The organism is Saccharospirillum sp. (assembly GCF_039982735.1).
GTDB lineage: Bacteria > Pseudomonadota > Gammaproteobacteria > Pseudomonadales > Natronospirillaceae > Saccharospirillum.
The window spans coordinates 241,380-263,763 of sequence record NZ_JBDWXV010000010.1; the positions used below are offsets into that span (position 1 = coordinate 241,380).

Here is a 22,384-nt window from a genome sequence, read left to right on the forward strand (position 1 = left end):
TGCTTCAAATTGTAAAGTTTTTCGTCTACCCGCCTGACCCGGACCCGACTTAGCGCTATACTGTTGAGCAATTCAAGGATGAACAGTGTTCTGTCAAGAACCGCTCAGGGAATGCCATAACGGACTATGAACTACCTCTCGGTCACCTATACGGTCATCAGCACGGCCACTCTCATGACGGCCTGTTTGCTCATGGCTATGGCCTATCGATCTCGCACCCAGCGCTGGCAATGGTCACTGACGCTCGGCGTTTCGGCGCAGCTTGTCTGGTTGCTCGCGATGCTGGGCAGCTATTCCTTTACCACCAATGCCACACCCTGGTTATTATCGGCCGAAGTGCTCCGTTTCGCGGGATGGTTTGCCGCCATGAGCTGGCTGCTGCAGCGACACGCCCAGTGGTCACAGTGGCCGCGTGCCACGCTCGGCCTTGCCCTGATATTTGTCGCGCTGGTCGCTGCGGCATTGCTGGTGATCTGGCTGTTCATCGGCGCCACCTGGCTGACTGCGTCGCTGTATATCGCTATGGCCATTTCGATAGTGATCATGACGGAACAGACAGTGCGCAACGTTCGGCCGCACCGTTTAATCAAACTGCTTGCGGTATGTCTATCCCTCTCCCTGGCCGCCGATGTGATGGTGTATGGTCAGCAACTGTTCACTGGCACCATCTCAACACTGGCGTGGCAAACACGCACCGCCGCCGCCTGGTTACTGGCGGTGGTATTGCTGATCGGCACCCTGCTGTTTCGGGACTATCAAAACCACCGGCCGCAACTGCAATTGTCGCGCCCGGTGTTTTTCTATTCCGCTTCTGTTGTGTTCACGCTGGGGTTCATGGCACTGGCAGCCCTTGGCGGGTCTTACGTTAAAATACTGGGCGGGTTCTGGAGCGGTTATATCTACACCCTCTTTACGCTCGTCGTACTCTTGCTGGCCGCCGCGTTGTTTATTTCCAAAGAGTTGAGACAGCGCTTCGAAGTCATGGCCAGCAAGCACTTTTTCAACCAGAAATACGATTACCGGCAAGAGTGGCTAACCCTCATCCGCCGACTTTCAGAGCTCGACCCCTCGCACCGACATTACCACCAACAGCTGTTGTCGGTGATCTGCACGGCGGTAAAGTCGAACGCAGGTGCCTTGTGGATCAACACAGGTCCATCGCTGTCTTTCAAAGCCTCGACCATGAGGCGGGAATCACTGCCCCGGGAACTCTCTCTGGGCGAGCCTTTTGTTCGTACCATGGTCAAACACGCCTGGATCTTCGTACCCCATACCGATAACCCCAGCCTGGCCATGTACAACGACACCCTGCCAGACTGGGTGCGGGAAGACTCGCGCATCTGGATAATGGCACCGCTGCTGAACCAGATGAAGATGACCGGGTTTGTGGTTCTGGAACAGCCCATCGCCGCCCCCAACATTACGTTTGAAGACCTGGATCTGCTGACCAACGTCTGCACCCAGATCGCCAGTCACATTCGTTTGCACGAGCAGGAAAAGCTGATCAGTGAAGGCCAGCAAATGGAAACCTACCACCGGCTGTCGGCGTTCATCATGCACGATGTGAACAACGTAGTGGCGCAGCTCGATTTGCTGCACCGCAACGCCGAACGTCATAAATCCAATCCGGCCTTCATTGACGACATGATCAAGACCGTAGCCAGTTCAGTACGACGCATGCAAGGTCTGATGTCAAAGTTCAACCCGACCGGAAAAGAAGACCGCCGCCAATTGCAGGTTTATGAATTGCTGCGCGAGCTGGTCAGCGAATGCAGCGACCGGGACCCGAAACCCGAGCTGCTGACTGAAGAAGACTTTTCCATCGATGCCGACCGGCAGAAGTTCATGCTGGCGATCAAAAACCTGATTCGCAACGCCCAGGATGCCACCCTGCCCGAAGGCCGCATTACCTTGTCCGTCGGGTTGTCGCCGACCGGTGCCCCCATGCTCAGCATTAAAGACACCGGTACCGGCATGCCATTGGAGTTTATTCAGGATCATCTGTTCAAACCCTTCAGCACCACCAAAACCGATACCGGGGTAGGCATTGGCGCTTACCTGACCAAAACCTACCTTGAACATATTGGCGCCCACGTGCGTGTTAACAGTGAACCGTTTCAGGGTACCGAATTTGCCATTGTGTTCAGTGCCAATGGCCAGTAAACCAGGAGGAGAGCCCATGGAAGCGCTCGATCGAACCATACTAATTGTAGAAGACGATGAAGGCTTGCAAAGCCAGCTGAAATGGCACTTCGATGATTTCGAGTCGACTCTGATTACCGCTAAAGACAGAACCGAAGCCCTCAATGCCGTGCGCATGTACAACCCCAGTATCATCATTCAGGACCTGGGCTTGCCGCCGGATGACGAAGGCGTCAGTGAAGGTTTTGCCTGCATACGCGACATTCTCACCATTGCGCCAGACAGCAAAATTATTGTGATGACCGGAAAAAACGATCACAAGAACGCGCTCGATTCCATCGCCGCCGGTGCGTTCGACTTTTATTTGAAACCGGTCGACCCAGAACGGCTTAGCCTGGTGGTAGATCAGGCCTTTCGCATTGCCCGTCTGGAACATGAAAACCGTACTCAACAAGCCTTCTTCGAGCCCATTGCTGGCCTGGTAACGGCCGATGCGACCATGAAGCGCGTTTGCCGCATGGCAGAGAAAATTGCCCAGTCTCCGGTGACCTCAACCCTGCTCGGCGAAAGTGGCACCGGCAAAGAAGTACTGGCGCGTGCCATTCACACCATGAGCGACCGCAAAGAGCGCCCTTTTGTTGCCATCAATTGCGCAGCGGTGCCAGAAAACCTGATCGAAAGTGAATTGTTTGGCTACGAAAAAGGCGCCTTTACCGGTGCGGGAAAAACCACCGAGGGCCGTATTGAACAGGCCAACAGCGGCACCCTGTTCCTTGATGAAATTGGCGACATGCCATTGCCACTGCAGGCCAAACTGTTGCGCTTTCTGCAGGAGCGCGTGATTGAGCGGGTCGGTGGACGCAAGGCCATTAGCATTGATGCCCGGGTAATCTGCGCAACCAACAAAGACCTGAAAACCATGGTAACCAACGGCGAGTTCCGGGAAGACCTGTATTACCGGATTTGCGAAATCGTTGTAGAGATTCCGCCCTTGCGCAGCCGCGGAACCGACGCACGCTTGCTGGCCAATTTCTTCCTGCAAAAATACAGTCGGTCAATGAAGCAGCGCAGCCTGCGCTTTTCCGACGATGCCCTGGCCGGCATTGACGCCTACGAATGGCCTGGAAATATTCGGGAAGTTGAAAACAAGGTCAAACGCGCGGTAGTACTGGCCGACAACCATATTCTAAACGCAGAAGACCTCGATCTGAAAAGCGACGGTGACGGCGTGCTGAACCTGAACCTGCGAAAGATTCGCCAGTCAGCAGAAGTGGAAGCCATTGAGCAGGCGCTGGCACTGAGTGAATACAATGTCTCGATGGCCGCTAAAATGCTGGGCATTACCCGCCCAACACTCTACGACCTGATCCGGAAATATTCTCTGAACACCGACAAGAAAACAGAGGAAGATTCGCTGTGAATACCGCGACACCGATTTACTCCAGCGCATCCATTTGTCATCAAACCAAGGACAGCCAACCCATGAACAGGATTTCCCAGTTTGAAAACCCGACAGCACCAGCGGCGATACACCGGCCCCTATGGTGGATTGCCGGCTTCACCATTGCCCTGCTGGTGGCCGGTTGCAACGACACTCCCGGCAACGAAGTCAGCAGCACTCATGTGCAGCGCAGCCAGTCCTATGAAGAACAGGGACAATACCGTGCGGCGATGATTGAACAACGCAACGCCATACAGGCCAACCCGGGCGACCTTGAACAGACCCATCGCTACGCCCGATTACTGCTGACCATTGGCAGCCCAAGCAGCGCCCAGACGCTGCTGGAATCGGTCAGCGACCGACACACCGATGATTCCAGGCAGTTACTGGCACAGGCGTATTTGAAGCAGGGTAAGTTTGTTTCAGCAGAAGCCGTGCTGGCCAGCGTGGAAGCACCCGATGAAAACCCGGCAATCCAGGGCCGGCTTCTGGCGCTAGTCGATTTCCAGAATGGCCGCACTCAAACGGCCGTGCAACGACTTACCCAATTGCATGCAGACTTCCCGGATAATTCCGACATAACGCTCGACCTGATCACCACCCTGACCGATACCGGCCGATACCAGCAGGCCAACGCCCTGATCGATCAGTTACCTGAAGCCCAGAAAGGCCTGCCCGAGGTTAATTACCTGGCGGCACGGGTGGATTATCAGAGCAACCAACTGACTCAGGCTGAGGCGCACCTCACGCAGGCGCTGATCGACCTGCCATCCACCGACATGATGCTTCAGGAGCGGATACAGGTGCTGGAACTGCTGTCGTCGGTGCTGACAGAACTGGGCCGCCCGGTAGAGGCGACGGCCTACAACAACATCGTGCGCGAGGCGAACCCCGAAGCCTATTCCGCCCAGCAGCAATATCGGGAGGCCATTACCGCCGCCAGCCGGGGCGATGTGCTGAGCGCCAAAAACGCCTTTCAGGATATTCTGAACCAGTTCCCGGCAAACCGGAACGCCGGCATGATGCTGGGCCTGCTGACCCTTCAGGACGGCGAAGTGACCGACGGCGAACAACTGCTCTCAGAGCACCTAGACCCTGAAACCGCACCGGCAACCTTTGTGCAAGCCGCGGCGCTGGCACAGGTCGAACTCGGCCGCAGCCAGGAAGCACTGGATGTACTCAGCACCGCCTTACTGGCCCGCCCCGACGATGCCGATCTGCTGGCGTTATACGGTGCCCTGCTGTTGCGCGACGGCCGCAGCCAACTGGGCATTCAGACGCTGAGCAAAGCGCTGGAACTGGAGCCAGACCGCACCCGCCTGATGCTGATGCTGGCGCAATACTACGCCGACCGCGATCAGCCCCAGCTCGCCCTGGGCCACCTGCGCAAGGCCTACTCCATCAACGCCGCCGACTGGCTGACCACGCAGTTCTATGTGACCACCCTGGTGGCTGAAGATGAAATGGAAGAAGCCCAACGCATAGCCGGTGAACTCACCGAAGCATTTCCGGAAGAGCCGAATCCTTACTGGATCAGCAGCATGCTCGACTATCGCGCGGGCAACGCCAGCCGGGCCCTGGTGCAAATGACCTCACTGCTGGAAGACCACCCCGAATTCACTGAAGCCTACCCGGCCACCGCACAACTGATGCGCCAGCAAGGCCAGACGCTGGCCGCAACCGACTTGCTGATGCGCGGCTATCAGGCCATACCCGAACGGCCCGACTTACTGGAAGCCGCGCTGCAATGGCGTACCGATGCCACCTCGGCTACCGATACTCTGGCCTGGCTGAGGGAACAAGCCGCCGCCAGCCCACAAGACGTTGCACTGGAACTGAACTCGGTTGCCATGAACCGGTTGCTGACGTTGGCCGAATGGGGCCAGGCAGGTGAACTGGCGAGCCAGTATCAGGATTCAGAACAGCCGCGAGCGCGTGCCATGACCGGCCTGTATTTCCGGGCCCGGGCGCAACAAGCGGCCAGCCTGGGCAACTGGGCCGATGCCAACCGCTGGATCGAACAAGCCGAGCAGCGCCAGCCAAACGACTTGCCAACGCAGTTTCTTGCTGCCCAAATCGACAACAGCCAGGGCGATAGTCAAGAAGCCCTGGCCCGACTCGACACCTTGCTGGCAAGCCGACCAGATAATCTCGATATAGTCGCGCAGAAAACCCGGCTGATAGCCGCCAACAATAATCGCTCCGGTGCACTCGACTTTGTACGCCCCTATTGGACCCGCTCACCCAGCCGCGAGCTGGCCGCCATCTATACAGCACTGATCAGTGATCTGGAACCGGACCGCCTGGTCGTTGCACTTGAGCAATGGCACCAGGTCGACCCCAATGCAGCCGCCCCCTGGTTCATGAAAGGAAACTATTATTTGAATCAGCAGGCCAATGCCGAGGCCATCAGCGCCTACCGCGAAACCGTTCGGCGGGATTCAAGCCACGTGGCAGCATTGAACAACCTGGCCTGGCTGCTGCGCGAGGACAGCCCGACGGAAGCACTAGACCTTGCCGCCCGGGCTGCAGACATCGCCCCTGAAAACCCAGGCATTCTGGATACCTATGGCTGGTTACTGCACCTGAACGGGGAACATCAGCAAGCGGTTACTGTACTGACGCGGGCGCGTCAGTTGGCACCGAACAATGCCGACATTGAACAACACCTTCAGGAAGCCGAGGCGAGGAACGCCGCGCCGGCCTGAAGTCGGCCAGCGCTGTCCGGGCTGGTCAGTCCAACGCCCGGGACAGCGTGTTTATGATGCGCTCGATAACTGGCCGGTTGATACCCACATGAACCGGCAAAGTAATCAGCCTGTCGGCAAATTGCCGGGCATTGGGAACCCGTGAACTGTCGAAGCGCCCTTCCAAACCGTCGATGTCTGGCAACGCATGCCGGTACATGGCCGTAGCGCCCAGCCCTGCCTGGGTCAGCGAAGCCAGTGCGGCATCCCGCTGTTCACGGTTCGCCAGTAACACCGGGTAACGCAACAAACGCCCCCGGTTAGCGGTGTGCCTGCCCTGGGTTGTCAGCCCTGGCACCTGAACCGCACTGATGGCAGTGAAAGCTTCATCGAAACAGGTTTCCCGCCAGGTATCGAACTGCTGGTAACGCTCAACGTTCGCCGCAAGAACACCCTTCGGTTGCGGATCCATTGCCATCAACCTCTCCAGAGCGTGATAACGCGTCTGTCCCAAAGACAAACCCGGGAGCCTGGTCACCGGACCGTACAAAGCCGGGTGCAATAAAGCGTTATAAAGCCGGGCCTTTATCGGCCAGCGCTTGTCGGTAACGGGCGCCAATACGTCCATCGGTACAGGCTGAACCCGGGCAGCAACCAGGCCACCGCCCAGTAGCCCGATGGCTTTGCCACGGCCAAACGAAAAGGTGAGGTAATCGGCCTCGGTTGTTGCGGGCCGATCCGGCTCAGGAAACCACTGAGCGTTGTCTTCAATAATGGCGATTGACGAGGCTTCGGGCAGCAGCGCCCGAATAGCGCTCACGTTGGCCGCCAGCCCCAAGAAGTTGACCGCCAGTATTGCCAGAGTGCTTTCATTGACCGTGGCCAACAGAGCGGCGGCATCGTATTCACTGGTGCCTTCGGCCAGATCAACCAACCGGGGGGTGTAACCCGCGTAATCGGCGGCGGCGACCAAATCGGGACAGCCGTAGGCCGGTATCAATACTTCCGGGTGTGCAACCTCGGGGTGCCGCAACCGATGCTGACACAAACACCACGCCAGTGCCGCGGTACCCGACTGCAACCAGACCAGATGATGAGCGGGAAAGAGACTGGCAACATCCAAACCAGACGACCGCAACACAACCGGGTTGCCGGCGGGCGGATACACGGCCCAGCTCATCGGGCCGATGGCTTCCAGGTGGTCATGCGCGTGCCTTTGAAGTACTGAATGGCGGAATCAGCCAGGGCCAGGTTCACCTGAACAAAGAAGTAAACCAGCCGCACAGCGCCGTTTTCTCGCCCACCACGACCCCAATGCCCCCAGGCTGCGATGCCATAAAACACCGCCTGCGCCACCAGGGCCAGAGTGTATATCCAGCCATCATTCGCCAGCACCAGGGTGACAATGAGTAACGCCAGCAAAAACCATGGCACGCCCCAACGCATCAGCTTGTGGCTGAAAACCTGGAATGAAAACAAACCAAACCGAACAGGGTTCAATACATCCGGGTGGCGGGCCAACCCCGTCATGCCCCGCAACACGGTCCGAACTTTGCGGGCGTACTCACGGGAGGCATCTTTCAAATCTTCATAGTAGCCAAGGACATCAGGAGCGGTAACCGAGCGCAGCCCCAGGCGGGCACAGTTCAAGGCGGTGTTGAAATCACTCGGTGAATGGATATCCCACTGTTGGCACACCTCTGCCCGGGCGGCAAAAAACGAACCGCTCAGGCCTACCAGGCCGCCCAGTTGACTCTCCTGCTGGCGCAACCACATTTCATACTTAACGTAGGCGCCCTCGCCCGCCACTTTGCCATCTTTACTGATAAAGCGGTCTTCACTGGAGACGGCGCCTACTCTGGCATCGGCAAAATACAGGCTCAGGTTTTGCAAAGCTTCCGGGTCCATTTGGGTGGCGACATCCGAAAACACCAGCACCTCACCCTTCGCCGCCTGAATCGCCGCTAGCTGGGCGTTCTCCTTGCCCAGCCGCTGTTCAGCCCGCACCAGGCGGATGCCCTGGTCGGCGTAGCTTTTTACCAGTTCATCGGTACCGTCGTCACTGCAATCGGAAGCGACAATGAGCTCCAGCCGATCGGCCGGGTAATCCAGCGCTAGAACGTTCTGAATTTTCTGTTCGATGCGGTGTTTTTCATTGTAAACGGTGACGACAAGACTCAGAAAAGGCGGTTTGCCGGCATGGCTGTCTGGTGGTGCTATGGCTTCAGGGCGGGTAATGGCGCGCAGCACGATCAGCGCTAGCGGATAGAGAAAATAGCTGTAAACGGCGCAGACCGACAGAAGCCAGAACAGGGCAGGTAACATGGTCAACTCCTTGGACCAGGGTGGTAACGATTAGCCATAAAGACCGGGAAAGGCGCTTTAAACACAGCCTTCCCTGATGCATAATGCACCACAGTATAACCAACACGGATGTTGAGTACATGTCGATTTCCCGATCCACAGAAAAGATCCGGGTCCTGCATATTGTTTCAGGAGACCTTTGGGCGGGCGCCGAAGCCCAGGCCTATGCCCTGATCAAACAACTCAGTAAAGACTGCACCGTAGCTGCCGTTCTGATGAACGAAGGCGAACTCGCCTCCCGCCTTCGCGCTATCGACATCCCCGTTACCGTATTAGACGAGACACGCTGCTCTGCCTGGCAACTGTTCCAGGGCATTCGCCGGGCCATAAAGGCATTTAAGCCAACCGTCATTCACACCCACCGCCAAAAAGAGAACATTCTCGGCAGCCTGGCCAACCTGACCACCCTGCGCGCCCGCTGTGTGCGCACCGTACACGGCGCCAGCGAATTCAATGGCGGCCTGAAAACAGGCATTCAGCGCTGGATAGACCACGCCTGCGGCCGCTGGCTGCAAGACGGCGTTATCGTCGTTTCCCGGGAACTGATGGACAAGCTAAAAAGCCAATACGGTGCACAACGCCTCTATTGCGTGCCCAACGGCGTCGACCTCGAAGAGCTGACCGAACAGGCCAACGCCGGCACCGACCTGGTGTTTGAACCCGGCTGCATCCACATCGCCATCATCGGCCGCCTGGTACCGGTAAAACGAGTAGACCTGTTCCTGGAAGCCGCCCGGCTTGTTCTGGACCAATCAAACCAATACCGCTTTCACATCGTTGGAAATGGCCCGTTAGAGGCCACACTTAAAGCCCAGGCCAGCTCACTGAACCTGGCCGAACCTCAAGTTCAATTCCATGGCCACCGAAACGACATTCCCGCGATTATTCAGGCGTGCGATGCCGTTGTGTTGTGTTCAGACCATGAAGGCATGCCGATGGTTGCGCTGGAGACGCTGGCGCTTTCGAAACTGTTGATTTCAACCGATACCGTGCGGCTCTTCCATAATGGTATAGACCCTGGCTTCGATCCTGCTCCCCAATCGCCAGCTGGACTATCCAGCGCGCTTCTAAGCCTGCAGGGCAATCCATCGACTTCAAAAAACACAACCGCGTCTCGGTTTAGCCTTACGAGCATTCAATGCGCACAAAAAACACTGGGTATTTACAGCTATGAGTAACACACCTACGCTCAGCGTTATTCCCTGGTCCCGCAGGAAATTCGATTCTCTCGCCGTAGAGATTTCTCAACTCGTTCACTGTGAAGTCAAACGATCAACTAGAATGACCCGGCTTTGGACAATAACACCATGAGTAGTTTTTCTAGCCTATTTAAATCACATGGACGCACTATATCAACGCCGTTTACTGTCTCCATGTGCTCTGAAAATTTAGAAAACAATTATACCTACGAAGGACCGTTATGATCTTTTACAAAGCACTGTTTAGGTTGACCGGGCAAGAAAACCGGATGAGATTAGTTCTTTTACAATTTATTTTTCTGGTTACAGCACTCTTTCAAGTGGCAGGTATCGCATCGATCGCTCCCTTCATAACAATGGTCAGCAACCCCGAGTCAATACAAACCAGCGCTCTACTATCTTTCTTATACTCAGCATATCCTTTTGAGTCTACTACTCATTTCATGATTATCTATGCACTCGGTGTAGTATTACTATTAATAGCAAGTAACGGCATCTCGTCATACAGTCTATGGAAGCTTTTTCAGGTATCCATGAAATTAGGTGCCCATGTTCAACGAACCGTCTACAATAGCTACCTACGAAACGACTACACCTTTTTTGCCATGAACAATAGCAGCCGGTTAATCTCTCAAATCACTCAAGAGATACCTAGAATGGTTTATATGGTGGTTCAACCATTACTCACCCTGGTATCACAACTGTTCATAGCCACACTGATAATATTAGGTTTGTTAATTATAGATATTGAGATCGCATTGATTGCCACCTCAATCGTGGTGATCGTATACTTCCTTATTTTCAAAATTATTCGAGCAAAAGTAGTAGATTATGGCCGCCTTATAACTATTCTAAATCGAAATAAATTAAAGTACTTAGATGAAAGCATTGCTGGTGTAAAAGAAGTAAAACTTAAAGGAAATGAAGAGTATTACAAATTAGCATTAGACAGCGTAACACGGCGTGGCCTTTCTGCCTCAGCCTATATTTCACTTGCTGGTGACTTACCAAGATTTGTTGTGGAAACAGTCGTATTCTCGTCAATCCTAGGCTTATCAATATACATTCTTTTGACTTCGGGGACTGCTAGTGACGCATTAAGTATCATCAGCTTGTATGCTATGGCAGGGTACAAGCTCCTTCCTGCAGCTCAAGCAATATACAAAGCTTACTCACAAATAAAGGCCAATGGGTCTGTGGTACTAGAAATTGATGAAGAAATCGAGAGGAGTAAGAGACACATCAGTTTGCTCAAGAACCTGGGAGACTGCGCCGCACCAGATGGTGATGTTAGTTTCGAAAAGGTTACTTTCCACTACCCCGAGTCAACTGAACCTGCGTTAAGCGACTGTAGCTTTACCATTAAGTCTAACGAAATTACAGCATTTGTTGGATCATCCGGTGCAGGAAAAAGTACTGCCATTGATATATTGCTTGGATTAATGCTTCCAGAGCAAGGTAAAGTATTGGTTGGTAACACTCCGCTGGATCAGAGTAACATAAAAGCGTGGCGACAGAAGATTGGATATGTAGCGCAGGATATTTTCATACTTGATGCATCCTTCAAAGAAAATATAGCTTTCGGTGTTGCTGAGGATGATGTGGATTTTGATAGACTCGTGCAGGTTGCTAAGATGGCCAACATCTATGAATTCGTTTGCCAGTGTGAAGGGCGATTTGATTTCAGGCTGGGGGAACGAGGAGCTCGCTTAAGTGGCGGCCAGAAGCAAAGAGTCGGTATTGCTCGAGCACTTTACAAAGACCCTGCTATTTTGGTATTTGATGAGGCTACCAGTGCTCTCGATAATGTTACCGAAAGATTAATAATGAATGACATACTAGATTTAGCTAAAACAAGAACTATTGTAATGATCGCGCATCGCCTTTCTACCGTTGAGAAAGCAGACAATATCCTCGTTTTTAGTAGCGGCAGGGTAAAAGCTTCCGGGAGATACTACCAGTTAGTATCTAAGTCTGAAGACTTTCAATTGCTCATTAAAGCGGGAAAAACAAATCCAAATGATACACAAAAAACAGTATAAACTTGTTCCTAGAAATGATCTATTGCTCTTGTATAATAAAAATCAAACATTTAGAAATCAGACTTATATTCGATGCCACAATATTTTTATGACTATGACCAATAACATTTTAAGAAGACAAGTGAGGTTTCCTTGAGCACTGAATATAGCACTACGAAAAAAATCGGCTTGAGAATCGGTATCGTATCTCTCTATGGATGGCTAAAACTATGGGATAATTACGGTACACTTTTACAGAACTTTGCACTGCAGAAATTTCTTCAGCAGCGTGGTCACACAACTTTTTGGATTAGAACGCGACCTACACCGCAAGATCAAAGCAAGTGGAAGCAATTATATTCTAAAATTCTATCTAATTTGCGCAGTGTAATCAGATTTCTGTTAACACCAATACTTGGAATTTCTGGCTCGAAGCGACTCTCCAATTTCAATAAACGAAACCCACGCTACTTTAGTGAGTTTATGACTCGCCATGTTTCGACTACACCCCAAGAATTTACACTGGCCGAATTAGTAGACAAGCCTCCAATGGTAGACGCTTTAATTGTAGGGAGTGACCAAGTATGGAGAGAAGTCACTAAGCTTAATTTCCTCGGGTTTGGCCCACGGCAAATACGTAGAATCGCCTATGCGGTTAGCGCACCTTGGCCTGTTCTTGATAATAACTGGTTTCAGAGCGCTATTCAGTTCACTTCAAAATTAGATGCAGTGTCTGTACGCGAAGCCGAAGGGCTTTCAGTTTGTGATAAGTTAAATATAAAAGATGCAATTCATGTAATAGATCCAGTGCTACTCCTTAAAGCTGAGCAGTATCTGGATGTTGTCCAACAGGATAGCGAGGATCGGACTTTTTCAAATCCGTTCATGCTCGGCTATTTCGTAAATATCAATACTATTCATAAAATTCCCTGGCAGCCTACTGTCGATTTCGCCAAAACAAATAAATATGATCTTCGCGTTGTACCAATGCAAGGAGCAGAGCTTGTTATACCAAAAGAAAATATATTCACTCCTTCGCCTTCAGCATGGTTAAACGCATTCCATAAAGCTGAATGTGTGGTTACGAATTCATACCACGGTGCACTTTTTGCTATCGTTATGAGAAAGCCTTTTCTAGTATTTCTTCAAGATGGAGTTAAATCACATGAAAACTGTAGATTTACCTCAGCGCTTGAGCCACTTGGCCTTAGTGACCGAATTTTAGCTTATGACACATGGAACGCTATAACACCTGAAGACCTTTCTAACAGAATGTCAGGTTCAATAGACTGGAAAACGGTAGAAATAGCACTTAATAAATGGAGAGATATTTCATCGAAATTCCTTGATACGGGTCTGCAACCTTAATATTTTTTTGAATTTCGATCCAAATATGAACTTGGGCCGAAATTCAAAAATCACCTATTAATTTAGTTCATTAAGGTATAATATTTTAAGATTAAACATGCGCTTTTATAATAGAGATTAAAGCCATGTTCGTATTGCTAAGATTATATTCTGTTTCAACAATCTTTTGCGCATTAGCGCTTAGTCTATAACGTAAATTATCATCATTAATAACTTTTTCTAACTTTTCGCATGCTGAGCTAACATCTCTTTCTTTATAGACTAAACCACTTACATTATCAGTTATTGAAGCACAAACTGATGGATTATCGGGGACCAGAGTTGCAAGACCTGCACTCATGTATTCTATGATAGAGAGTGAATAGCCAACTTCGCCTCTGGAAGCCTGAATACCAATATGGCACGATTGAACTATCTTTCTGACATCATTGCGCACCCCAGCATAGATGAATTTTTTATTTAGACCATAACTAGCGCTTAGCTTCTTAAAATGGTCTATATCAGGGCCATCGCCACAATAAAGAAAGTATATATTATTCAATTCTCTTTTGTTAATTAAATAATTGGCACACTCAATAATAAAATCAATTCCTTTGTATGTACTAGCTCGTCCTGACGTAAAAATTATTATTGCGCCAGTTGGAATATTGAATTCTGAAAACGCATAGCTACGCAATTCCGGATTTTTACCTATTGGTATAATTCCATTTGGAGCAACATAAATTTTTGATGCAGGTATACAACTCGAATATAAATGCCTATCCCTCACATAATTTGTAACAGCTATTACTGAATCAGCAGTAAACGCCGGGAGTGTATTTTTGATTTTTTTAAATTTTCTTTTCGTATATCTCGGGATATCCCTTCTCCCTGGTGTATGATCATGAACTATAATGCTTCTAACACCAAGCAGCCTGAAAAGAATATAACGAAAACTAAAGTAAGGCCTGTCAGTCAAGTAAATGCAGTTAATATTGTTTTGTTTAATGAACGACAACAAACGCAGAATACCTTTAAAACTAGCATCATTATAATTAAGCTCTATACAATTTATTGACGATGACGAGATTGATTCAGGTAGTTTTGATAACGTAGGATAGATTAAGAAACATTGTTTTCCTGACCTATCTGCCAGCAATGAAATTTGTACCCAGAAATTTTCCATTAACCACCAAGCGTAACCAACATCTGACCGCCAGTTCGCCACTAACATTACATTTTTCTCTGATCTTTCTTTCATAGATAATCCTTCATCGCGCCTTTCTTCCTACTGAATAGCTTGTCAATTTTCTAATTGAATGTCCATAATGAGATTATTATTTAAAGAATAACAACTTCTTTTATAAAATGAGTACAACATATATAGTACTACCAACGACCAATTAATTCCCCTATTATCTGTCTTAACCGTGGCGATCTCGGATGGATTCTTAGCGGCCACTCATAAAAAGATAATACCAAATATTTAGCTGCTAACAAATAACTTCCAGCTCTTCTACTAAAAACGTAACAATTAAACAGAGATGCTGCTTTGGCTTTTTTTCTAAGTTTTTTGTCTTTGATTCTCGCATTAAGCGTCGCTCTAGTTTGCTCAGTCAGTTTGACCATTTGACGCCACGGCGGTCTATGAGTTCTGACTTCATCATGCATTCGAACTTGAACCAACCTCTTCTGAGGGTTAATAACTTTAAAATGCTCACTTATTCTAATCCACATGTCCCAGTCTTCTAGCAATATCAACTGATCGTCAAAAAACCCTACTTTTTTGAAAACCTCCTTTTTACAAATAGCTATTGGACTAGAGCCAGAGAATGCAAATAAACCGATAGCTAAATCTTCATATCGTGGAAATTCTGGCGGCAATTTGGGCCTATCAGCCACTTCTCCTGAAGCTTTTACATATTCATATCCCCCACCAACCAAGCCAACGTTATCACTATAATCAAACCATGGAATTTGGGTTTCTATTTTTTTTGGTAACCATAGATCATCGGAGTCAAGAAATGCAATATAGTCACCCTTTGCAACTCTAATTCCAGTATTTCTTGCTGCAGAATGACCCATGTTTTTATCATGGCGTACTATTTTAATCGGACCATCAATGTCTGCCAGTGCTTGTTTAATATCTTCACTAGACCCATCATCAATTACAATAACCTCAAGAACAGGATATGACTGATTTAGTACGCTTGACACCGCTTCTCGAAGGTAGTTTGAACGGTTAAGTGTAGGGATAACTGCTGATACAGTTTTTCCTTTCTGTTTCATACCATCTCTCTTAATTCCTTTTGGAATAGCTAAATAAAGTAATCACTATTATCGGATATAAAAATCACTGTTTTACTGGATTTATTAGGCGTCCAAACTTTTGCAGCTACCTAAACCCTTTCCACATGCTAACTAAGTATCTTTAATTAGCCATAAACCAACTTACCACAAAGACAGCAGGCTCACTAGACTAGTTTATTACTGTTAAAGGGGCATGACCTATATAGCCCAGTCATTAATTTTTTAGTATTCGGTTGCGGATAGGATCTAACATAATCAAACAGTTCACTAATACCAGTTGAATTATTGATCGTAAGTGGCACTGGAGGTTCGATGCAAAATGCTGAAAAATAATCTAAGAATTTAACTCCATCACCTACCAAAAGTGTAGCAAACTCCACCTGAGCACTCGGGATAGAATACGCATTGCCTAAAATCAAGCCATGTAATGAGCTAGATAAAATCACTTCACATTTCATCAACTCTTGAACAATCGATTCTACGTTATTTGTCCTGACATCTATTACATTTACAGCATCATACTTTGAAAAAAAAGAGGTTGCCTCCGCTAAGTTACAATAGTGAGGAATAACACCGAGCTTGTATTGCTTAGCAACATCAGGATTATATAAATCAGATAGAAGTATTGCTGGATCGCCATATATCTCCGGGCAATCGAACCCCTGATCGAGAAATCTGCCACGAGTGTAAGCTCCTCTAACTGCGCAAACTTCTCTAGGCTTCCAGAACCTTTGGTCTCTATCAATTATACCGGACCCCCACACAATACTATCCTCGCAAAACCAGCTAGCAAGGGAGCCAACCGTTACATATACTGAGGTAAGTGATTTATTCGAGGGTTTCTTGTGAGTGGGGCTCAAGCCAGACAGTTCTTTAAATATATATGGCCCAATCCAATCACCGAAATTTAGTGGGGGGCCTTGCCACCAAAATAGATTTGACTTACTTTCCACTCTAACTGAGCGCAGCGCCTCACGAGCATATGATTTCAGATCGATCATAGATGACTTCCTTTTCCTATTTGTAAACTTGTAGTCGAGCTGTATATTGATATGTTTAATAGTCTAAGATCATTATACAATTAAATCAAAAGTAAACGGTACTTTTAGACCTTATTAACTATTCTAATGATAGTTTGAAGTCGGCCAAAAAGCTACCAATTGGCTTACTTTTAACTCAAAATTCTATCCCACATGAAGCTTTAGAAAATTAATTTTGAATCATTCCTCGGACACTAGTCCTCACCAGATTCACTAGAAAACTGCCGGTTATACTATGCGGGTTATCGCCTATCGTGTGATGGTGATGCCGTAGACTGGAAACCTCCGGTCCTTTAGATCTTTGCTCGTGGTTGTCCTGCCAGACACCCTCTGAGCACAGACCTTGCAGTGCATCATGAGAGCATTCGTCGTTATACTAGTATTAACAGGGCTCAGCACAGCGTACTTAAACATTAGGTCGCCGACTTCCTTCTGCTGGCTCCTGTAGGCACTTATATTGGACGTTCTCTTGGTATATCTGGGCTTCCTGATGTATTTAGTTGCGTCGGATGTGTTGTACTCTCGGCAAACCTATCTAATCAATAATTCCCCTTCGGCTTCCTACAGGATTTTAATGATCAGTGATTCACTGTATCGCAACCCCTTCATAACTTCTCTCATTTTTCTAAATGTAGGCCGGAGGATTCCAAATACATATGCTCTGATCATATTGATCGGTTACATTGATTACTTGTCGTTTACTATTGTAACACCTCGTTGATCTGCGAAGGTCCTAGCACCAAGATTTGTACCTAAGCACAACTGTATCACTCTACCATTACTTCCTGCATGAGCTGCGAACCGACTATGTATAACCGAGATCGCTCAATGCGATGTGCCGCGAAACTCTGCGGCCTACGCTATGCTGCATTGGGCGATAGAAATCCATCAAGAATGCCAACCCAGTTGTTGCCAACACTTGCTGGTCGAACTTACCCGAGTTTCAGGACATATGATCATTTCCATTCTGCTATACAACTTCAATGTCATTTTATTGACACAATGTATGATTTTGGTAATAAGCGATTTCCATCACGTTTTTATCCAACTACATACTGGATACTGTCCAACTATTGAGAGCAGGAGTGGATGGTAGACATGAAACAACGGCTGACAATTTTAGGATGATTTTTTGTAATGGTACGTAAATTTATGAAATGAAACGGTTCAGCGTAGCGTCTATCCTGAAAATTAGTCATCATGGATATCAAGCTAAACCGTACAAAGAGCCATAAATCTTGCAAATTTTAAGTGGTTTGGTTTCGTCTAATTAAGCTACAATCTGATATACAATGCACTGCTTTTATTCTAATATATTATTTAGTAAAAATGAGGTTCACTATGAAAGAGTTAGTTTTTTTACTCACCGTACTAATTCCAGTTAGCAGTTTTTCAATGGAATTCAGTGATTCTTTCGAAACCGATACTCCTGGTGGTCGGCCAGATGCCGACAGTAGTAGTGTTTTCAACTGGACCGACTCTTCAAGTGCTCGTGTATCTAACGATCGGGCATACACTGGCCAGAATTCAATGTCGTTTACTTTTGAGGGTAACATAGATACTTCTAAAGATAGCTTCTCAGAACAACGATTTAGCTTTGACAAAAAATATAGTGAACTATGGATTAGATATAAAATGTGGGTTCCAGAAAATTACGTTCATCGAAACCCAGATGGCGCTAGCAACAACAAGGGCTTAATTAATCTATGGGGTGGTAGCTACTCTGGTTATACACCTGCTGTTAGTCTTCACTTTGAAAGAAAAAGTACCGGAGAATCTTACCTTTACTCAGCTTGGCGAGCAAATGGAACTGCTACATTTAACTTCTATGATCCAAATAATCTTACTCCTAATAGTGGCTTGTCAAATGCACCAGTAGGTATTTCCTTCGCGGACAGAGGAACTTGGATAGATTGGGTGATTAATGTAAAGACATCAACAGTACCCATTGCCATGAGTGACTGGAAAAGTGGACAAGGAAATGGTGTAGTTAGAGTATGGAAAAACGGTTCTCTGATTCTAAATATTTTTAATGCTCATAATTACTATGGTGGGTCGAGTAACGATGCAGGTGGTAGTGGGGATGGATGGAATGCTGGCTACTTGTTAGGTTGGGCTAATTCAGGTTTTGATGAAGATACAAATATCTACATTGATGATTTTTTGATAGGGTCAACTAATGAAGCTGTTGATTTTGAATTAAATCAACCGGTTCTTGAGAATGTCATTAAAATTATAAATTAGTGGTTTACTTATGGCCCTTATTCAAAGGGCTATATTTTAAGAATTTGTACTATTAGATGTTCAATCATCAAAGAACTCAAGCTTGTGAAATATTTCAAAAATTTAAATTAAACCCATTACAAGACTTCCGCGTAATGTTTGAACTCGGTAGAGAAAGAATGCCTTTTTCTGGTCACTAGAAACCTCGCTTATATTCGCAATCTCACCAACTGTGTAGATGTAAGGAGTAATTCAATAACTCCAAAACTAGTGGCAATTAATAAAAACTAAGGAGTGAAATTATTTGGCTCTGTTGAATTTTAAGTGGGTTAGTTTTTCATGTGGGGGTTCACCCTGTCGTAGTCCAGTTTTCCCGCTATGAGGAAGATAACCGTTCTGGTGGTCTTGAAGCGGACATAGCCACGCGCTCTCCTCTTGGAAGCCTGGAACAGTCCATTGATTGCTTCGATAAACCCGTTTGTCTGTCTGGTTTGTGCCCATGCCACGATGCCCTCGAAGTTGTTTCGGATCATGCGCGCAACCTCTTTCATCGGCTCTACCTTTGATCGCATGACATTCATGCTCCACTGGTTTAAAGAAGCATGAAGAACGTTGATCTGCTTGCAGTTAAGCAGCTCACTCAACTGCTCTTTGTATATCCAGGCACGTGCCGTACGCTTCGTAGTCATCTGCGATATCAAGTGATCGAGCTCAGCTTGCTGTTTGCTGGAAAGACCGTCTCGGTGTTTCAGCAGCGTCCACCTGAGCCCCTTCAGGCTCGGATCCGTCTTTTGCTCGATTCGACGCATTTGATCGACTGCCTTTGAGGCGTGGGCGATAACATGGAACTTGTCGAAGGTGATTCGGGCATTGGGTAGCGCTTCCCCACAGCCCTTCTTAAATGCCGGTGACATGTCAATACTGACGGATTCAATAGCGAGTGGGTCAACGTTATGTTCTTTGAGATCTTCCGCTAATCGATGTATGGCTGAGGCATCTCGCCCCTCAGTGACAAATATGACTGCACGGCGGTCCATGTCAGCAGCCAGCGTCACGTAGTCATGCCCTTTGGCACGCAAGGTCTCATCGATGGCCAGCCGAGTTACTTCGGAAAAGTCAGCCTGCGCCAGTGCTTGATCAACGTACCGCTCACAGATGGCCATAACTCGATGGACACTGATATTGACCAGTCGAGCGACGGCCCTGAATGGCATTTGCTGTGTCAGGGCCATGACCAGGGCTTCAAACAGCAGGGTGAACCCTGAAAGCTTCCCGACCCACTCTGGTGTCACTTGCCGGATCGTACCATCAGGAAGCTTAACCTTTGGGATGCGTACATCCAGATAGCACTCATGCTGGAAGAAGTTCAAGTGACGGTACTGCTTGCGAATCGTGTCGTGGGCAGGGTGTTGATCCGGCACATCGTCCACAGCAAACCGATAGCCACGCTCAAAGTCTATCTTTGTGGTCAAAACCTGAGTATCGGTGTTCAGGTCAACATCGGAGATATACCAGGGAGATTGTATGCCCAAGGCGGCGTCAAAAATCTGCTGTGTCATACTTAGGGGTCCATTGTGGGTCACTCAGATGCTATAAAACGACCCACTCATTTTTCAACAGAGGCAATTATTTGAATCTAATTTCCTTATCTCTCTTGAGATAACTGTATATTCAAAAAATGATGAATATACCATCGTTGGAATATGTATACCGCCCAAAGCTTATTTCCATTGTCCCGGTAACCGCATCGATGCTCATTCAAACACGCCTTAATCTCTGGATAACTAAAAAGGCCCTGATTTTCCATCTCACTTTTACTCAGAAGTTGATCAACTTCTTCGCGTAAAATAGTATTTAGCCACTCTGATATGGGCACAGTAAAACCCATTTTAGGTCTATTGATTAGTGCCTCAGGAATGTATTTGCTTAAAACACGCTTTAGAATCACCTTCTTATTAGAACCATCAACTTTATGCTTTTGATCCAATAATGAGCTAAACTCCAGAACATCAGCATCCAATAAGGGCAACCTTACCTCCAGGCCAAATGACATACTTGCTCTATCAGACTTAACGAGACTGTCCCCTGGCAAATAGTATCTTCTATCCCACTCCATAGCATCATTGATGAAATCACCACCTCTTGAGTCTAGTGGAAAAGCTATCACGCCGTCGTTACTGTTACCTACTAATAGCCTGCTAGGATCGTCCCAATATGAACACAAAAATGTATAGCTTTCACTCAGTGATTTGATATCCAGCATCTGAATTAACTTCTGTAGCTTGAGACCAACATTTGCTTCAGTTGATTTTCCAAGCAAGCTATATATCTTTTCGTATTGCGAATCTACCCAGCTTGATTTCACCCCACGATAGCTCTTCTTAATAGCAAGCTTAACGATTTCTGGAAGGCTATCAATTTGTTTAAACTTTCTAGGAGTTTCAACATATCTATTATATCCTGCAAAGTACTCGTCTCCACCATCGCCGCCCAGCGCAACTTTTACTGAACTTCTCGCAAACTGATTTAAAAGTATAGTGGGTAGAGCTGAGGCGTTTGCAAATGGTTCATCGTATATACCGACCAAAACTTCCACGGCAGCTCTAACAAGCTCGCTAGTAAGAACTAATTCATTATGCCTAGTCCCTATTTTCTTAGAAATCTCTTTGGCATAGGGAGCCTCATTAAATCTAGGGTTGTTGAACCCTATAGTAAAAGTATCAATAGCTATAGAGCTTTGAGACTGTAGTATCGAAGCTACTATGGACGAGTCAACCCCTCCCGACAAGAATGCTCCGAGTGGGACATCCGACCGGCTCTGTCTTTCAATAACTCTATTTAACAAAACATCAAATTCATCTACTGGATTCCCATTCGGCGTACGTGTTACTGACACAGATTGGTCTTTTACTTGATTTACTTTAGGTTCCGAAATTTCGACTGTTCCTGTTTCAGTACTTATTTGATAGATACTACCGGGCACTAGACAAATGCATTCCTTTAATATTGAATCCGGAGAGCTAACATAGCCATACCTAAGATAGTTAGCTAACGATTTTTCATTTATAGTTGCAGATCGCATTACTCCCGACTTCATAATTCCTTTTAATTCAGATGAAAAAGCAAGTATGTCGTTGTCATTATAAAGGTAGACTGGCTTTTCACCATTTTTATCTCTAGTAATAGTAAGTAATTTAGTATCACTGTCATAAAATGCAAAAGCGTACATTCCTTTTATCTTACTAATTGTATATTCCATACCCCAAGTGACAATAGCGTTAAGCAACACTTCAGTATCACTACCTGTATTGAACTCAATACCCAACTGTTTTAATTCAGCTCTTAATTCTATAAAGTTGTAGATTTCTCCATTGAAAACTAGGGTATATCGCATACAACTGGTCGTCATTGGCTGATGAGAAGCACTAGTAATGTCAATTATCGATAGCCTTGCGTGACAAAGCACTAATTGTTCGCCATTAAAACTTTGAAAACCTTGAAAATCTGGCCCTCGATGTGAAATGGTCTCAGCAATACGCCTAGCTAATTTAGAGCAATCCCTATTTGATGCAGGATTTAACTTGACAACGCCCGCTATACCACACATAGA

Annotated in this window: 14 protein-coding genes; 7 read left to right on the forward strand and 7 right to left on the reverse strand. The window is 47.5% G+C overall.

What is annotated here, in order from left to right; genetic code table 11:
* Positions 1-126: 126 nt before the first annotated feature.
* The 3 genes from prsK (at position 127) to ABJT94_RS07935 (ending at position 6,291) form a co-directional block, all read left to right on the forward strand.
* Entirely contained in the window at positions 127-2,163 is a 2,037-nt protein-coding gene (prsK, locus tag ABJT94_RS07925; protein ID WP_348476332.1) for an XrtA/PEP-CTERM system histidine kinase PrsK, read from the forward strand.
* A gap of 16 nt (positions 2,164-2,179) precedes the next feature.
* Positions 2,180-3,562, forward strand: coding sequence for a PEP-CTERM-box response regulator transcription factor (gene prsR / locus ABJT94_RS07930; protein ID WP_348476331.1), 1,383 nt, complete (start codon positions 2,180-2,182; stop codon positions 3,560-3,562).
* A 62-nt stretch (positions 3,563-3,624) separates the two neighbouring features.
* Positions 3,625-6,291 (forward strand): tetratricopeptide repeat protein, encoded by a 2,667-nt coding sequence (locus tag ABJT94_RS07935; protein ID WP_348476330.1) that lies wholly within the window; start codon positions 3,625-3,627, stop codon positions 6,289-6,291.
* Positions 6,292-6,316: 25 nt separating this feature from the next.
* Here ABJT94_RS07935 and ABJT94_RS07940 read toward each other — a convergent pair whose 3' ends face one another.
* The gene (locus ABJT94_RS07940) at positions 6,317-7,450 is read right to left on the reverse strand and encodes a DegT/DnrJ/EryC1/StrS family aminotransferase (protein WP_348476329.1); all 1,134 of its coding nucleotides are present in this window, start codon (positions 7,448-7,450) and stop codon (positions 6,317-6,319) included.
* Complete coding sequence (locus tag ABJT94_RS07945; protein ID WP_348476328.1) at positions 7,447-8,595, reverse strand: glycosyltransferase family 2 protein; 1,149 nt, start codon at positions 8,593-8,595, stop codon at positions 7,447-7,449. Before ABJT94_RS07945 ends, ABJT94_RS07940 begins: the two co-directional genes overlap by 4 nt.
* Before the next feature lie 119 nt (positions 8,596-8,714).
* Here ABJT94_RS07945 and ABJT94_RS07950 point away from each other — a divergent pair, with 119 nt between their 5' ends.
* The 3 genes from ABJT94_RS07950 to ABJT94_RS07960 all read left to right on the forward strand — a co-directional run bounded on the left by ABJT94_RS07950 (position 8,715) and on the right by ABJT94_RS07960 (position 13,222).
* Complete coding sequence (locus tag ABJT94_RS07950; protein ID WP_348476327.1) at positions 8,715-9,812, forward strand: glycosyltransferase; 1,098 nt, start codon at positions 8,715-8,717, stop codon at positions 9,810-9,812.
* A gap of 242 nt (positions 9,813-10,054) precedes the next feature.
* Positions 10,055-11,875 carry an ABC transporter ATP-binding protein gene (locus ABJT94_RS07955; protein ID WP_348483097.1) on the forward strand — a complete coding sequence of 607 codons (1,821 nt, stop codon included), beginning with the start codon at positions 10,055-10,057 and terminating at the stop codon, positions 11,873-11,875.
* Positions 11,876-12,007: 132 nt separating this feature from the next.
* Positions 12,008-13,222, forward strand: a complete 1,215-nt coding sequence (locus ABJT94_RS07960) for a polysaccharide pyruvyl transferase family protein (RefSeq protein WP_348483098.1) — start codon at positions 12,008-12,010, stop codon at positions 13,220-13,222.
* A 91-nt stretch (positions 13,223-13,313) separates the two neighbouring features.
* Here the strand turns inward: ABJT94_RS07960 and ABJT94_RS07965 are convergent, their stop codons facing one another.
* From ABJT94_RS07965 to ABJT94_RS07975, 3 genes are all read right to left on the reverse strand, one after another.
* Positions 13,314-14,462, reverse strand: coding sequence for a glycosyltransferase family 4 protein (locus tag ABJT94_RS07965; RefSeq protein WP_348483099.1), 1,149 nt, complete (start codon positions 14,460-14,462; stop codon positions 13,314-13,316).
* Positions 14,463-14,590: 128 nt separating this feature from the next.
* On the reverse strand, positions 14,591-15,490 hold the full coding sequence (locus ABJT94_RS07970; protein ID WP_348483100.1) for a glycosyltransferase family 2 protein: 900 nt from the start codon (positions 15,488-15,490) through the stop codon (positions 14,591-14,593).
* 185 nt (positions 15,491-15,675) lie between these two features.
* A complete protein-coding gene (locus tag ABJT94_RS07975) occupies positions 15,676-16,512 on the reverse strand; it encodes a polysaccharide pyruvyl transferase family protein (protein WP_348483101.1) in 837 nt (278 codons plus the stop codon).
* Positions 16,513-17,892: 1,380 nt separating this feature from the next.
* On the opposite strand from ABJT94_RS07975, the gene ABJT94_RS07980 reads away from it, so the two are divergent.
* Complete coding sequence (locus ABJT94_RS07980) at positions 17,893-18,795, forward strand: heparin lyase I family protein (protein WP_348483102.1); 903 nt, start codon at positions 17,893-17,895, stop codon at positions 18,793-18,795.
* Positions 18,796-19,103: 308 nt separating this feature from the next.
* Here ABJT94_RS07980 and ABJT94_RS07985 read toward each other — a convergent pair whose 3' ends face one another.
* A complete protein-coding gene (locus ABJT94_RS07985; RefSeq protein WP_348483103.1) occupies positions 19,104-20,333 on the reverse strand; it encodes an ISL3 family transposase in 1,230 nt (409 codons plus the stop codon).
* An 86-nt stretch (positions 20,334-20,419) separates the two neighbouring features.
* The gene (gene asnB, locus ABJT94_RS07990; protein WP_348483104.1) at positions 20,420-22,381 is read right to left on the reverse strand and encodes an asparagine synthase (glutamine-hydrolyzing); all 1,962 of its coding nucleotides are present in this window, start codon (positions 22,379-22,381) and stop codon (positions 20,420-20,422) included.
* Positions 22,382-22,384: the final 3 nt, after the last annotated feature.